We start from the raw sequence: 15,703 nt of genomic DNA, 5'->3' as shown, positions 1-15,703 counted from the left end.
CATCGCCGATAATACTGCTGGGTCCCCCGGTGGAAACGTAGGTCGCTGCCAGCTCTTTTGAGTTTTATTCAAGCCTTTATCTATTCACTTATCTCTTAAGTGTTTAGCTGAAGGCTTTTTTTATTTAATCTCTTATTACTCTTATTGTTATCTGATTCTTATCATCTTTAAAGTAGCTTGTTCTTTTATTCTCATCCAATAAACTTTTTAAAAAATTATTGTCATACTCTTCACTCAAGTACTCTTTATTAAATGTTTCTAAATCTTGACATTTAAAAATGCCTTTACATATTTTATCATTATAAATATCTACATCAAAAATTAAATTTCCTAAACTAAATACTTGAAGTTTAGTATAGTTTTTATATTTATAGATAAAACCTCTATCATGAAATTTTATATTTGGAGTTTTAAACAGAATTGTTGCACTGTTTGATGATATTTGAGGCTCTTTTATACTGCAGGCTGTAAATATTGAAGCAATAAGTGATATTTTGATTATATTTTTGATAAGAAACCCTTTATTAAAATTTTTTTAACTATAATTATACCTTATTTAAAAAAAAGGACAAAATTGTTAGTACATATTTGTTGCTCTGTTGATAGCCACTATTTTTTAGAAAAGATTCAAGAAGATTTTCCAAATGAGAAGCTTATTGGATACTTTTATGATCCAAATATTCATCCATATAGTGAATATAGACTTAGATATTTAGATGTTGAATACTCTTGTAAAAAATTAGGAATTCCGCTTATTGAGGGACCATATAATCTTGAAGAGTGGTTAAAAAAAGTAAAAGGGATGGAGCATCTTCCTGAAAAAGGTGATAGATGTACCGTTTGTTATGATGATAGGCTTGAAAATAGTGTAAAAAAAGCTATTGAGCTAGGTGAAAGTAGTTTTACTACTACTTTGTTGATATCACCAAAGAAATCTCAAGAAAAGCTTGAGCTTATTGGAAACAATTTAGAAAACAAAACAGGCATAAGGTTTATTTTTAAAGATTATAGAAGTGGAAATGGAGCTCAGATTCAAGGATTAAGAGTAAAAGAGAATAGCTTGTATAGGCAAAATTATTGTGGATGTCTATTTGGATTGTCTTCTCAAAGAGAACATCAAAAGAAGATTATGGATGAGATGTTTAATCCTATTTCAAATCAAATAATGCCCGAATCAATTGAACAAAGATTAGAATTATATAAAAAAAGAGATCAATTTGAAGAGAGTAATAAAGAGTACAAAATAATTAAACAAAGATTTTTAAACTATAGATTACTAAGTGGTAAAGTTGTAGCAAATAAAGAGATTATTCCCTCTTACATTTTTGCCTATTCAACAATAAATAAAAATCAAACGAGTTCAAAAATAGAGTATGTAAAAAATGGAATAAATTATTTAGCTAAAGATGAAGTGAAAATTATTACTATAGATAAATTTAATGAAATCTCTAATAGTAGATATAAATCAACAAAAGAGTTGATATTTAATCCACTTAAATTTGAAGATGAGATTGTAGTTAGAAATAAGATATTAAACAATCCTTTTGATTTAAGTGCTTTGATTGTTGTTGATAAAATTATTGATGAAAAGTATGAGATTTTTATAAATAGTGTTGTTTATGAAGATATAAAAGAGGAGATTATATGAAAATTTTAGTAAGTGCAATGGAAGCATCATCAAATATTCATCTAAAAGAGTTAAAAAAATATTTAGGTGAGAATGTTGAGCTTGTTGGAGTGTTTGATAAAGATTTAGGAAATCCTCTTTATGATTTAAGTCATCTTGCTATTATGGGGATAGTTGATGCTTTAAAAAAACTCAGATTCTTTTTTCGTCTAAGAGATGAGCTAGTCAAGTTGGCAAAAGATTGCGACAAAGTTCTTTTGATGGATAGTAGTGGATTTAATCTTCCATTGGCAAAAAAACTAAGAGAAGTTTATCCAAATAAAGAGATTATTTACTATATTCTTCCACAAGCTTGGGCTTGGAAAAGAAAAAGAGTTAAAGTTTTAGAGGCAACTTGCTCAAAGCTTTGTTCTATTATTCCATTTGAAAGTGAGTTATATAGTAATAAAGAGAAAATTACTTATGTAGGACATCCTCTTTTAGATGAGATAAAAGAGTTTAAAAAAGAGCTTTCAAGCACAGAAAAAATTGTATTTATGGCTGGAAGTAGAAAAACAGAGATAAGAAACTTAATGCCTATATTTAAAGAGTTAATAAAACATATTCCAAACAAAGAGTACATTTTAGTAATTCCATCAAAATTTGATGATAATTATATAAAAGAAATTTATGGAGATATTAGCAAATTTACAATATCAAAAGATGCTCACAAATCACTTTTAGAAGCTGAGTATGCATTTATTTGTAGTGGAACTGCAACACTTGAAGCAGCACTTATTGGAACTCCTTTTACTCTTGCTTATATTGCAAAAAAAATAGATTTTTTTATTGGAAGAGTCTTTGTAAAACTTCCTTATGTAGGTCTTGCAAATATATTTTTTGAAAAAATGTATAACAGACCACTTCATAGTGAATTTCTACAAAAAGATGTAACTGTGGAGAATCTTTTAAATGATTATAAAAGTATGAATAGAGAAGATTTTTTTAAAAACTCTAAGCTTTTAAAAGATTATCTAAAAGAGGGAAGTTCTCAAAATGTTGCAAAGATTATAAAAAACTAAACTTCTTTTAGATATAATCTTTAGCAATTTTCAATTTTTAGGATAAAAATATGTTTGATATTATGCAAATTCAAGAGATTTTACCACATAGATACCCGATGCTATTAGTAGATAGAATTACAGATATGGAAGAGGGAAAAGTTATAAAAGGTTATAAAAATATATCAATTTCAGAACCATCATTTCAAGGACATTTTCCAGGTCATCCAATCTATCCAGGAGTTATGATTTTAGAAGGAATGGCACAATGCGGTGGAGTTTTAGCACTAAAAAGTTCAGGCTTAAGTGATGAGGAGCTTAAAAATAAAGTTATCTATTTCATGAGCATAGATAAGGCTAAATTTAGAAATCCTGTTCGTCCTGGAGATAGATTAGATTATGAGTTAACAGCAATAAAGATGAAGAGTACTCTAATGGTTTTTGAAGGTAAAGCTTATGTTGATGGTAAACTTACAGCCGAAGCTGAATTTAAAGCAATGATTGTTGATAAATAATTAGGAATAAAATGAATAATATTCACAAAACTGCCATTATAGAAGATGGTGCAAAACTAGGGAACAATGTAACAATTGGTGCATATACGATAATTGGCAAAGATGTTATTATTGGCGATGGAACGATAGTGGATTCTCACTCTTTAATAACTGGAAAAACAACAATTGGAAAAAATAATCATATATTTTCTCACGCTTCAATTGGATCAATTCCACAAGATTTAAAGTTCAACAACGAAGAAGAGGTTGAGCTAATAATTGGTGATAATAATAAAATTAGAGAGTTTACACTTTTTAATCCTGGAACTGTTACTGGAAATATTAAAACTATTATTGGAAGTAATAATTTATTTATGGGTTATGTTCATGTGGCTCATGATTGTATTATTGGAGATAACTGTATATTTGCAAATGGAGCAACGCTTGCTGGTCATGTTGAGTGTGAAGATTTTGTTGTAGTTGGCGGATTAACACCAATTCATCAATTTTGTAAAATAGGAACACAAGCGATGATTGGAGGAGCTAGTGCTGTTGCTCAAGATATTCCACCATTTTGTTTAGCAGAGGGAAATAAAGCAACAATTAAAGGTTTAAATTTAGTAGGACTTAGAAGAAGATTAGATAATAAAGATGATATAAATGCTTTAAAACATGCTTATAAAGTTCTATTTAGTATGGGAAATCCACTTCAAGAGGCTGCTAAAAATCTTTTTGAAAATGATTCAAATGAGTTAGTTAAAAAACTTGCAAGTTTTATAATTGAAACAAAAAGAGGAATTCCTTTTGAGAGAAATTTAAAGAGTGAAAATGAGTAAGATAGTTTGTGATTTTTGTGGTGCAAATGATACAAAAGCAAATCCAATAATAACTGGAGATAATGCTTGTATATGTAAAGCTTGTGTGGGTGCTGCTTATGATATTATGAATACACAATTAGATGATATCTCTATTAAAAGTGAAACTAAAATAAAACCTGAAGAGCTAAAAATAAAAACTCCTTCAGAGTTAAAAGCAATTTTAGATGAGTATGTAATAGGACAAGAGAGAGCTAAAAAAGTTCTATCTGTTGCTGTTTATAATCACTATAAAAGAATTTTTAGAAAAGATGAGTTAGGTGATGATATTGAACTTAATAAATCAAATGTACTTCTAATTGGACCTACTGGAAGTGGAAAAACTCTTCTTGCTCAAACAATATCAAAATACCTTGATGTTCCTTTGGCAATTGCAGATGCAACTAGTTTAACTGAAGCTGGATATGTTGGAGATGATGTTGAAAATGTTGTAACAAGATTGGTTCAAGCTGCTGGTGGGGATATAGAAAAAGCTCAAAGAGGAATTATTTTTATTGATGAAATAGATAAAATTGCAAGAATGAGTGAGAATAGAAGTATTACTAGAGATGTTTCAGGAGAGGGAGTTCAACAAGCACTTTTAAAAATAGTTGAGGGTGCTATTGTAAATGTACCTCCAAAAGGTGGAAGAAAACATCCAGGACAAGACTCCCTTCAAGTTGATACAACAAATATTTTATTTATTTGTGGTGGAGCTTTTGATGGACTTGAAGATATTATTAGAAGAAAACAGGGTTCTAATGTTTTAGGATTTAATCAAGATAAAAAATCAAAATCTGATAGTGATAAACTTATTTCAAAAGTTGAAACAGATGATTTAGTAAAATATGGTTTAATTCCAGAACTTATTGGAAGACTTCATATGATAGCAACTTTAAATGAGATCTCAAAAGAGGATATGGTACATATTTTAACTGAACCAAAAAATGCTTTAATCAAACAGTATATAAAACTTTTCTCTATGGATAAAGTAGATTTAGAGTTTGATAAAGATGCTTTACTTGAACTTGCTGATTTGGCCATAAAGAGAAAAACAGGGGCTAGAGGACTTAGGTCAATTTTGGAAGATATTATGCTTGATATTATGTTTGACCTTCCAAAGTTTAAAAATAAAAAAATTACAATTACAAAAAAGGTTATTCTAAAAGAGGAAGAACCAAAAGTAAGCAAAGGATAACAAATGATTTTAGATAAACTAATCGGATTTTTTTCAAGTGATATGGCGATAGATTTAGGAACTGCTAACACTATTGTTTCTGTAAAAGGTAAAGGTATTATTATAAATGAGCCTTCTGTTGTTGCTGTTCAAGTTGATAAACAAGGGAAAGATAAAATTTTAGCCGTAGGTCAAGAGGCTAAAAGAATGCTTGGAAAAACACCACTAAATATCCAAGCTGTTCGTCCAATGCAAGATGGAGTTATCGCTGATTTTGAGATGACTGAAAGAATGATTAGATATTTTATCGAAAAAGCTCATTCAAGAAAATCATTTATTAGACCTAGAGTAATTATCTGTATTCCTTATGGAATTACACAAGTTGAGAGAAAAGCTGTTGAAGAGTCAGCTATGAGTGCAGGAGCTAGAGAGGTATTTTTAGTTGAAGAGCCAATGGCAGCGGCTATTGGAGCTGGAATTCCAGTTAGTGATCCAGATGGTCATGTGGTTGTTGATATTGGTGGTGGAACAACTGAGATTGGGGTTACATCTTTAGGTGGATTAGTTTTATGTAAAAGTGTAAAAGTTGGTGGAGATAAAGTAGATAGATCTATTGTTGAGTATGTAAGACAAAACTATAATCTATTTATTGGTGAGAGAACTGCTGAAACAATTAAGATTGAAGTAGGAGCTGCTGTTAAACTAGAGCCTGAGCTTAAAATTCAAATTAAAGGTAAAGATCACTCTGGATACCTTTCAACTATCGAGTTAGGAAGCGAAGGTGTTAGAATTGCTATAAAAGAGCCTCTAAAAGAGATTGCAAGTGCAATTAGAACTGTTTTAGAAAATATGCCACCTGATTTAGCTGGAGATGTTGTTGATAATGGAATTATAATAACAGGTGGGGGAGCCTTGATTAGAGGAATTGATAAATATCTAGCTGAAATTGTAAGAATTCCAGTAAGAATTGCAGAAGATCCACTTTTATCTGTTGCTTATGGTACAAGTCAAGTATTAGATGAGCCAGAACTATTAAAAATTATAGAAGAGATGAAAAATTAATTTCTAAATGAAGAGATTTTTATTTCTATCTTTATTTATCTTTGCAGGATTAATCTATTTGTTTGAAGTGGATGAATATATTTCAAAACAGTTTGGATTTTTTGCAGGGTTAAAAAACTCTTATATAAATGGTTATATAAATTTTTCTCAAAATATTAAAAACCATTTTAATCAAGAAGCTTTAATAAAAGAGCTTCAGTCTGAAAATTTAAAATTAAAAGAGTACAAATATCTGTATGAATCAACAATTTCAAAGATAGATTCATTAAAAGAGTTTTTAATAAATGTTGAAATACCAAATATAAATGCAAAAATTGATATTGTAAGAGTTTTGTCTTATATAAATTTTGATGACTTTACAACAGTGTTAATTGATAAAGAGTTAGATGAAAAAATAGTTGGTTTAATCTCTGAAAATTATGCTGCTGGAATAGCTTTAAAAAGAGGAGCTAAAAATATTGGACTTTTAAATGGAAATGAAGATTGTACATACGCAGTTTTTATTGGAAATAGTAAAAGTTCTGGAATTTTAACATCAAAAGATGACAATCATAATCTTTTACAAGTTAAATTTATACCAATTTGGGCCAATATAAATATTGGTGATGAGGTTATAACATCTGGACTTGATAATATCTTTTATGAGGGACTTAGAGTTGGAAAAGTTGTTGAGATAAAAGAGTATCCTGATATGAAAGTTGCTACAATAGAGCCTTATGCAAAACCTCTTGAAAAGAGATTTTTTTATATATATGAGGAAATTTTAGATTAGTAAGATGCCATAATTCTATCAACATCGCCCCACGATAGATTCTCTTTTTTATTAAACATATTGTAAATATATCTAGCAAACATATCCGTTTCAATATTAACTCTACTTCCTACTTTATAAGTTCTAAAAAGCGTATTTTGAATTGTGTGAGGAATAATTGTAAGTCTAAAACTACTTTTTAAAACTTCATTTATAGTCAGTGATACACCATCAATTGCAACACTACCTTTTGAAATCATATATTTTAAAAACTCTTTAGGTACTTTGATATAAAAATCTGCTGAATTACCATTTTTCTCTATTTTTTCAACTATCCCAACACAATCAATATGTCCTTGAACTATATGACCTTCAAATCTATCACCGAGCAGCATTGCTGGTTCTATATGAACTTCATTTTTATAATTTTCTAGTGCTAAAATAGAACTACTTTCAGGAGATAACTCTACACTAAAATTTTTATTTCCTATTTTTATAACAGTTAAACAAGCTCCATTTACAGCAATAGAATCTCCAATTTTAGGTCTATATTCTGCTTTTAGAGTTAAAATATTATTTGAAAAGTTCTCAACCTTTGCCATCTCTCTTATTAAACCTGTAAACACTTAAAAAACCTTTAGATAAAATTTGGTTATAATAGCCAAAAATTCATAAGAAGCTAATTTTAACTCTTATTTAAAAATTCTAATACTCTTTAAAAAGGAAAATTAAATGCAATACGATATAATCGTTGTTGGTGCTGGTCATGCTGGTATTGAAGCAGCATTAGCAGGTGCAAGACTTGGTAAAAAAACACTATTAATAACAATGCTAGTTGAGCAAATTGGAGCGGCTAGTTGTAATCCTGCAATTGGTGGTTTAGCAAAAGGACATTTAGTAAAAGAGATCGATGCTCTTGGTGGAGAGATGGGACTTTGTACAGATGCCTCAGGAATTCAATTTAGAGTTTTAAACGGCTCAAAAGGAGCTGCTGTTCAAGGGACAAGGGCTCAAATTGATATGGATGAGTATAAAGAGTATATGAGAAAAGTTTGTCATAGCACTCCAAATTTAGATATTTATCAAGATGAAGTAAGCTCTTTAATAGTTGAAAATAGTGAAGTTTTAGGAGTAAAAACAAAACTAGGGGAAGAGTTTAGATCTTTAAAAACTATTCTTACAGTTGGAACTTTTATGAGAGGTTTAATTCATATTGGAGAGAATACTTATGAAGCTGGAAGGGCTTGGGAGTTGCCATCTAGTACTCTATCTATTCAACTAAAAGAGTTGGGATTAAATGTAGGAAGACTAAAAACTGGAACTCCATCAAGACTTGATGCAAATAGTATTGATTTTTCAGTAATGGAGACTCATGGTGGTGATGTAAAACCTACACCATTTTCATTTAGAACATCAAAAAAGGATTTTAATCCAACACAATACCCTTGTTATGTAACTTATACAAATTTAAGCACTCATGAGTTAATTGCTGCAAATTTTCATAGAGCTCCTATTTATACAGGACAGATTCAAGGTTCAGGTCCAAGATATTGTCCAAGTATTGAAGATAAGGTAAAAAGATTTAGCGAAAGAGAGAGACATCAACTATTTTTAGAGCCACAAACTGCTAAATGTACAGAGTATTATGTAAATGGTATGTCAAGTTCACTTCCTATTGAGATTCAAAAGCAAATGATTGCTAGCGTAAAAGGTTTAGAGAATGCAAGAATTGTAAGATATGGATATGCTATTGAGTATGATTATGTTGATCCAACTGAGTTAAAACACACTCTTGAGACTAAAAAGATAAAAAATCTTTATCATGCTGGACAGATAAATGCAACAACTGGATATGAAGAGGCTGCAGCTCAAGGCTTGATGGCAAGTATAAATGCAACTTTAGCAATAGATAATAAAGAGCCATTTATTTTAAGACGAGATGAGGCATATATTGGTGTTTTAATTGATGATTTAGTTACAAAAGGAACGCACGAACCATATAGAATGTTTACAAGCCGTGCTGAGTATAGACTTCTATTAAGAGAAGAGAATGCTGATATAAGACTTAGTCAATATGGACATCAATTAGGACTTATAGATGATGAAACATTTGCAAAAGTTGAGAATAAAAGAAAAGTTTTAGAAGATGCAATTAATTATATGGCATCTACATGGATAACTTCAAAAAAAGAGACTTTAGAGCTTTTAGAATCTATTGGCGAAGAGAAAATAAATGATAAGGTTTTACTGGTTGATTTAATAGGAAGAAATACAATTGATATTGAAAAATTAGATATTTTGGTTCCTAGTTTAAAAGAGCTTGATGAGTATTTAAAAGAGCAAATAATTGTAGAAGCAAAATATTATAGATATATTCAAAAGCAACAAAAACAGATAGAAAAAATGAAGAAAATGCTAAAACTAAATATACCTGAAAACTTCTCTTACAAAGGTCTTCCAGGGCTTTCAAATGAGGTTATAGAGAAGCTTGAAAAACACAGACCACCAACACTTTATAATGCAAGTCTAATTTCTGGAATTACACCTGCTGCTTTGGATATTATACATTTAAATTTGAATATGTTTTTAAAACAAAAGTAGATAGTTTTACCTATCTACTTTAAAGAGATTGTAATATTTCCCGTAGTTACATCTACATTGTATTTAGATGGATTATCGCTAAGTTCTACAGCAACTCTAAAGAAACCTGCATTTTTATGATTTCCTACAGTTAAGCTTTTGAAATTTGTATCTAAAAAAGTCTCTCTTTGTGTTGCAAAATCAGTTTTTGCTTTGAAATCAAAAACAATTTTATTCTCTTTATCAAGATTAAACTTTTTTGTAACCTTGTAATCAGTCATAATATGAAGTTTATTATCAGCAATTGATATCTTTAAAAAAGGTAAAACAGTTTTTTCAATACTAAAAGTTCTAACACTCTCTTGAGTAGTTTCATCTTCGCTAAGTATATCTGCTCTAGGTTTTACAAAAACAACTTGTTCTGGCTCTTTTTTGATATTTTCGAGCTCTTTTTTAATATTTTCAAGCTCTTTTGCTTTTTGCTCATTTTGTTTGTTTGTTTTTGAAATTATCGCATCAAGCTCTTTTTTAGTAACAACTCTCTCTTCAGGTTTTTTTACAACTGGTGTTACTGGCTCTTTTGGTGAAGTTTTTTCATCAATCTCTTTTTGGATTTTTTGAATATACATCTCTTCTTGAATTGACTCTTTAATCTCTAAGCTATTATCAACATTTTCATCATAATTTGAAAAGGGGTTTTCCCTAGCTTCTAATGAGATTGTTAAAATAGCTAATAACAAAATTTTAGGTAATTTTTTCATTCTTCTGGCTCCAAGTTTTTAAGTTCAAAATACTCTTTTTGTAATCTAGCATTTTCTTGTTGTAGGCGTAAATTTTCACTCTCTAAGTATACTTTTTTATACTTTAATGAATTATAAACTTTAAGAGAATTGTCTCCAACTAAAAGAAGATTTACAAAGTGATATGCAAGAAATATTGTAAATATAGCCAAAAATATGGTAAAAACTATAAATCTTGCTTTCTCACTTAGTTTTTTCATTATTTTTTAGAGAAAGGTTGTTTCCCTAAATATTCACTATAAGCAATCTCTGAACCAATTTCAAGAAGTCTATTATATTTTGCAATTCTATCGCTTCTTGCTGTGCTTCCTGTTTTAATTTGTCCACAATTTAATGCAACAGCAAAATCAGCAATAAATGCATCTTCACTCTCTCCACTTCTGTGACTCATAATACAGTTGTAGTTATTTCTTTGAGCAAGTCTAATTGTTTGCATTGTTTCACTTACAGTTCCAATTTGATTTGGTTTAATTAACACAGCGTTTGCAATCTGTTTTTTGATACCTTCAGCAACAATAGCTGCATTTGTAACAAACAGATCATCTCCAACTAATTGAACTTTGTTTCCAAGTTTTTGCGTTAAAATTTTCCATCCATCCCAATCATCTTCACTTAAACCATCTTCAATTGAAACAATTGGATATTTAGAACATAAATCAGCATAATAATCAACAAGCTGTGCTGAAGTTAATTCTCTATTTTCACCTTTTAAAACATATTTTTTTGTTTTTTCATCAATTAATTCAGAAGCTGCAACATCAAGAGCAATAGAGATTTGTTCACCAGCTTTATATCCAGCTTTCTCAATTGCACTCATGATAACTGCTATTGGTTCTTCATTTGATTTTAAGTTTGGAGCAAATCCACCCTCATCACCAACTGCTGTGCTCTCACCCATTGCATCAATAATTTTTTTAAGGTGTTGATAAATCTCTGCAACTGCTCTTAAACCTTCATTGAAGTTTTCAAAACCAGTTGGCATAATCATATACTCTTGGAAATCTACAGAGTTATTTGCATGCTCTCCACCATTTATAATATTAAACATAGGAACAGGCATAGTCATAGCATTTGCTCCACCAAGGTATCTATAAAGTGGCATATTAAGTGAAGTTGCAGCTGCTCTTGCTACTGCCATAGAAACACCTAAAACAGCATTTGCTCCAAGATTTGAGTAGTTGTGTGTTCCATCGATCTCTTTCATAATTGCATCAATCTCAGCTTGGTTAAATGGACTTTGACCAATTAGCTCATCTGCAATTTTTGTATTTACATTTTCAACAGCTTTTAGAACACCTTTTCCTAAAAATCTATTATCCCCATCTCTTAACTCTAGGGCTTCTCTTTTACCTGTACTTGCACCACTTGGAACTATTGCATTTGCTTTTGTACCATCACTTAAAATTACAGTTGCTCTTACAGTTGGATTTCCTCTTGAATCCATAACTTCATCAGCATAAATATTGTCAATATATACCACAAGGTCTCCTAAATTAAAATTTTTTGCTACGATTATATCTAAAAAAAAATTGGGATTTCCTTTATTACTTATATTTAAATATATAAAGGAAAAAGTCTAAAAAACTCTATTTTTCGTCTGGCATTAAATGCATATGTTTAGCAATTTTAAAACCAAGTTTTTCAAGTGCTTCAACATCATCTTTTGGAGTTTTTCCAGCAGTTGTAAGATAATCTCCAATTACAAAAGCATTTGCTCCACGCTTAAAAATCTCATATTGTCTATCACCAAACATTAACTCTCTTCCACCTGCAACCATTATTTTATGTGCATTTGGAATCATTTTTCTAGCAAGTTCTACTAAATCAAAAGCTTGTTCAATATCTATTGAATTTTCCACAATTGGTAGAGCTTCATTTGGGTGAAAAAAGTTTAAAGGTACATTCATAGGATCAAGTGAATTTATAGCTTCAAGCATAGATATTCTATCCTCTTGAGTCTCTCCCATTCCAAAAATTCCACCACAAACAAGTTTTAATCCAGCCTCTTTTACATTTAGACAAGTTTGGTATCTCTCATCCCATGTATGAGTCGTACAGATTGTTGGATAAAAATCTCTTGAAGTCTCTAAATTATGGTTATAGTTATCAACTCCAGCAGCTTTTAGCTCTTTTAGTTGCTCAACAGTTGCAATACCATTACAAGCAATTAATCTTAATCCTAAATTTGCAGCCTTAACAGCTTTTGCAGCCTCTGCAATAAATTTAGTTTTTTTATCTGTAAGTCCAGCTCCAGCAGTAACCAAACAAAATCCAACAGCACCGTTTGCTCTTGCAACTGTTGCCTCTTTTACAATTTGTTCAATACTTTTTAGTTTATATCTTTGAATATCGGCTTTATACTTTACGCTTTGTGTACAAAATTTGCAATCTTCGTTGCAAGTTCCACTCTCAACATTACAAATAGCACATAAAAAAATCTCTTCATTATTGTTCATATTTAATCTCTTCTTTCATAAAATTATCTTCATCTAACTTTTTAAAATATCTTGTGATTATATACTCATTTGCATTAATCTCTAGTTTTACACACTCTACAAACTCTTTTTCTCTAGCACAAATTTCACCAGGATTTAAAAATAGTTTTTTGTTTATATATTGGTAACTAAACTCATGAGTATGACCAAAAATTATGATATCTGTATCAGGAGTTAAGTGCATTGGAAGGTGCATAAGTTTAAAACTTTTATCTTTTATTTTAAAATAATATGGCTCTTTTTTTATATTGTAGTTATTGCTAAATTCATAAAGATTTTTGTCATTATTTCCAAAAACACAAATATATTTTAAACCACAATTTTTCAAAACTTCCAAAGAGTCAACCGTGCAAATATCTCCAGCATGAATTAGATATTCACAATCCTCTTTTTTTAAAAATTCAATAGCATTTTTTAAATAATCTACTTTAAAGTGGCTATCTGAAACAATTGCTATTTTCATCTACTCTTTTTTAGCCTTAGTAGTCTTTTTTGTAGTTGTACTTTTTGAAGCTACTTTTCTAGTAGTTTTTTTAGCACCTTTGCTATCTTTTTCAATAATCTCTAAACACTCTTCTAAAGTAAGATTTGAAGCCTCTTTTGTTTTTGGTATTTTGAAATTTTTTCTACCTTGTTTTATATAAGCTCCATATTGACCATCTAAAACTTGAATTTTCTCTTTTTCAAACTCTTTTATTAAAGCTTTACTTTTAGCCTCATCAATCTCTTTTATAATCTCTTTTGCTCTTATCTCATCAACTGTATAAGGGTCATCAGTTTTTAGTGAGTAATATTTTGTTTTAACTTGTAAATATGGACCAAATCTTCCAATATTTGCTTTAATCTCATTTCCACTATCATCAACTCCAACAACTCTTGGAAGATTGAATAAAAATAGTGCCTCTTCAAGTGTAATAGTATCCATATTTAGTTTTTCAGGAATTGCCACAAATTTTGGTTTCTCTTCATCATCTTTTGTTCCAATTTGAACAAAAGGTCCAAATCTTCCAACTCTAGCACTTACAGGTTTTCCAGATTTTGGGTCAATTCCAAGCTCTCTTACTTGAGAATAATCAGATTTACTAATATTCTCCTCTTTATCTTTTATAGTCTCTTTAAAATCTCCATAAAAGTTTCTCATTACATCAACCCAAGCTTTTTTACCCTCTGCTATATCATCAAACTGCTCTTCAATTTTAGCTGTAAATCCAAGGTCAATAATATTTGAGAAGTGATCAGTTAAAAAACTATTTACAATCTCTCCTGTTGGTGTTGGTGCTAATTTTTTATCTTCTGTTTTTACTACATACTCTCTTGCTTGAATAGTTGAAATTGTTGGAGCATAAGTTGAAGGTCTTCCAATTCCTTCACTCTCAAGTTTTTTAACCAAAGAAGCTTCAGTGTATCTTGAAGGTGGTTTTGTAAAGTTTTGTTCACTACTTAAATTTTCTAGTTCTAAAACTGTTCCAACTTTTATATTTGGAAGAATTTTTTCAGCACTATCAAGTGCAGCCTCTGGATTATCACTACCTTCTGTGTAAGCTTTCATAAATCCAGCAAAAATAATTCTTTGACCTTTTGTTTGAAACTCAAACTCTTTTTTAGCACCAGCTTCTATTTTATAAGTTGTATTTGCAATTTTTGCAGTAGCCATTTGAGTAGCTATTGTTCTTTTCCAAATTAAGCTATAAAGTCTATATTGTGAAGGTTCTAAATATGTTTTTACATCAGATGGTTTTAAACTCATATCAACAGGTCTTATAGCTTCGTGAGCTTCTTGTGCACCTTTTGCAGTTGATTTAAAAGCTCTTGGTTTAGAAAGTGAATAATCACTTCCATACTCATCTTCAATAACTTTTTTAGCAGCAGTTGTTGCAACAGTTGAAAGATTTAAAGAGTCAGTTCTCATATAAGTAATCAAACCACCTGTATGATTTGGAATATTTGCTGTATTTCCTTCATATAGCTGTTGAGCTATCATCATAGTTTGAGCAACACTAAGACCTATTTTTCTACTTGCTTCTTGTTGTAGTGTTGAGGTTGTAAATGGTGGGGCTGGATTTCTAGTGCTCTCTTTCTCTTCAATATCTACAAGTTTATATGAACCACTATTTAAAGAGTTTTCAATATCTCTTGCCTCTTGTTCATTTTTTACTTTAATATTTTTACCATTTTTCTTTGCTAATTCACTTGAAAGCTCTGGATTTATAAAATCAGCTTTTATTTTCCAATACTCTTCAGGAACAAAAGCTCTTATCTCATTCTCTCTATCTACAATTATTTTAACAGCAACACTTTGAACTCTTCCAGCACTTAAACCATATCTTACTTTTTTCCAAAGTAATGGTGAAAGCTCATATCCAACAGCCCTATCAAGTATTCTTCTTGCTTGTTGAGCATCAACTAAATTTTGATCCACATCTCTTGGATTTTGTAAGGCTTTAAGTATTGCATCTTTTGTAATTTCGTGAAAAACTATTCTTTTTATTGGATTTTTCTCAATCTTTAGTGCTGGAATTAAGTGCCAAGCAATAGCCTCTCCCTCTCTATCCTCATCGGCCGCTAGGTAGATTGTTGTATCTTTTGAGATCTGTTTTTTTAAATCAGCTATTACCTTTTTTTTATCACTACTTACTTGATAGCTTGGTTTAAAATTATCTTCAGGATCAAATCCTAAAGTTGATTTTGGCAGATCTCTTACATGCCCCATAGATGCCATAACTACATAATCAGAACCCAAGAATTTTGATATTGTTTTTGCTTTTGCTGGTGATTCCACTATTACTAAATTTTTCACTTAAATTGCCTTCATATTTTCTAAAA

Annotated in this window: 15 protein-coding genes; 8 read left to right on the top strand and 7 right to left on the bottom strand. The window is 30.1% G+C overall.

The genetic code is table 11. The annotated features are described in order from the left end of the window. Nucleotides 1–574 precede the first annotated feature (574 nt). Genes CRU94_RS07275 through mreC form a run of 7 tightly spaced genes read left to right on the top strand, consistent with a single transcriptional unit; the run spans nt 575 to nt 7,026 of the window. The gene (locus CRU94_RS07275; RefSeq protein WP_129106113.1) at nt 575–1,648 is read left to right on the top strand and encodes an epoxyqueuosine reductase QueH; all 1,074 of its coding nucleotides are present in this window, start codon (nt 575–577) and stop codon (nt 1,646–1,648) included. Continuing rightward, complete coding sequence (lpxB, locus tag CRU94_RS07270; protein WP_129106112.1) at nt 1,645–2,688, top strand: lipid-A-disaccharide synthase; 1,044 nt, start codon at nt 1,645–1,647, stop codon at nt 2,686–2,688. The genes CRU94_RS07275 and lpxB overlap by 4 nt, the downstream gene beginning before the upstream one ends. 50 nt (nt 2,689–2,738) lie before the next feature. After that, on the top strand, nt 2,739–3,182 hold the full coding sequence (fabZ, locus tag CRU94_RS07265; protein WP_129106111.1) for a 3-hydroxyacyl-ACP dehydratase FabZ: 444 nt from the start codon (nt 2,739–2,741) through the stop codon (nt 3,180–3,182). Between the two features lie 11 nt (nt 3,183–3,193). After that, on the top strand, nt 3,194–3,997 hold the full coding sequence (lpxA, locus tag CRU94_RS07260) for an acyl-ACP--UDP-N-acetylglucosamine O-acyltransferase (RefSeq protein ID WP_129106110.1): 804 nt from the start codon (nt 3,194–3,196) through the stop codon (nt 3,995–3,997). Continuing rightward, nucleotides 3,990–5,213, top strand: a complete 1,224-nt coding sequence (gene clpX / locus CRU94_RS07255) for an ATP-dependent Clp protease ATP-binding subunit ClpX (protein ID WP_129106109.1) — start codon at nt 3,990–3,992, stop codon at nt 5,211–5,213. Before lpxA ends, clpX begins: the two co-directional genes overlap by 8 nt. Before the next feature lie 3 nt (nt 5,214–5,216). Beyond that, on the top strand, nt 5,217–6,254 hold the full coding sequence (locus tag CRU94_RS07250; protein WP_129106108.1) for a rod shape-determining protein: 1,038 nt from the start codon (nt 5,217–5,219) through the stop codon (nt 6,252–6,254). A gap of 7 nt (nt 6,255–6,261) precedes the next feature. Beyond that, on the top strand, nt 6,262–7,026 hold the full coding sequence (mreC, locus tag CRU94_RS07245; protein ID WP_129106107.1) for a rod shape-determining protein MreC: 765 nt from the start codon (nt 6,262–6,264) through the stop codon (nt 7,024–7,026). Here the strand turns inward: mreC and ribE are convergent. Beyond that, nucleotides 7,023–7,631: a riboflavin synthase gene (gene ribE, locus CRU94_RS07240; protein ID WP_129106106.1), complete on the bottom strand. Its 609-nt coding sequence runs from the start codon at nt 7,629–7,631 to the stop codon at nt 7,023–7,025. The genes mreC and ribE overlap by 4 nt on opposite strands. A 106-nt stretch (nt 7,632–7,737) precedes the next feature. Here ribE and mnmG point away from each other — a divergent pair, with 106 nt between their 5' ends. After that, nucleotides 7,738–9,606 carry a tRNA uridine-5-carboxymethylaminomethyl(34) synthesis enzyme MnmG gene (mnmG, locus tag CRU94_RS07235; RefSeq protein WP_129106105.1) on the top strand — a complete coding sequence of 623 codons (1,869 nt, stop codon included), beginning with the start codon at nt 7,738–7,740 and terminating at the stop codon, nt 9,604–9,606. A 14-nt stretch (nt 9,607–9,620) separates the two neighbouring features. Here mnmG and CRU94_RS07230 read toward each other — a convergent pair whose 3' ends face one another. From CRU94_RS07230 to topA, 6 genes are all read right to left on the bottom strand, one after another. Further along, nucleotides 9,621–10,346, bottom strand: a complete 726-nt coding sequence (locus CRU94_RS07230) for an AMIN domain-containing protein (RefSeq protein ID WP_129106104.1) — start codon at nt 10,344–10,346, stop codon at nt 9,621–9,623. Beyond that, complete coding sequence (locus tag CRU94_RS07225) at nt 10,343–10,585, bottom strand: FtsB family cell division protein (RefSeq protein ID WP_129106103.1); 243 nt, start codon at nt 10,583–10,585, stop codon at nt 10,343–10,345. The genes CRU94_RS07230 and CRU94_RS07225 overlap by 4 nt, the downstream gene beginning before the upstream one ends. After that, a complete protein-coding gene (eno, locus tag CRU94_RS07220) occupies nt 10,585–11,865 on the bottom strand; it encodes a phosphopyruvate hydratase (RefSeq protein ID WP_129106102.1) in 1,281 nt (426 codons plus the stop codon). Before eno ends, CRU94_RS07225 begins: the two co-directional genes overlap by 1 nt. 106 nt (nt 11,866–11,971) lie before the next feature. After that, on the bottom strand, nt 11,972–12,841 hold the full coding sequence (locus tag CRU94_RS07215; RefSeq protein WP_129106101.1) for a biotin synthase: 870 nt from the start codon (nt 12,839–12,841) through the stop codon (nt 11,972–11,974). Further along, complete coding sequence (locus CRU94_RS07210; protein WP_129106100.1) at nt 12,831–13,343, bottom strand: YfcE family phosphodiesterase; 513 nt, start codon at nt 13,341–13,343, stop codon at nt 12,831–12,833. Before CRU94_RS07210 ends, CRU94_RS07215 begins: the two co-directional genes overlap by 11 nt. Continuing rightward, nucleotides 13,344–15,677: a type I DNA topoisomerase gene (gene topA, locus CRU94_RS07205; protein ID WP_129106099.1), complete on the bottom strand. Its 2,334-nt coding sequence runs from the start codon at nt 15,675–15,677 to the stop codon at nt 13,344–13,346. Nucleotides 15,678–15,703: the final 26 nt, after the last annotated feature.

It is taken from the genome of Arcobacter sp. AHV-9/2010 (assembly GCF_004116575.1).
Taxonomy (GTDB): domain Bacteria; phylum Campylobacterota; class Campylobacteria; order Campylobacterales; family Arcobacteraceae; genus Aliarcobacter; species Aliarcobacter skirrowii.
Note: the sequence above shows the minus strand (reverse complement) of the source record. Positions and strands in the feature narration are given on the sequence as shown.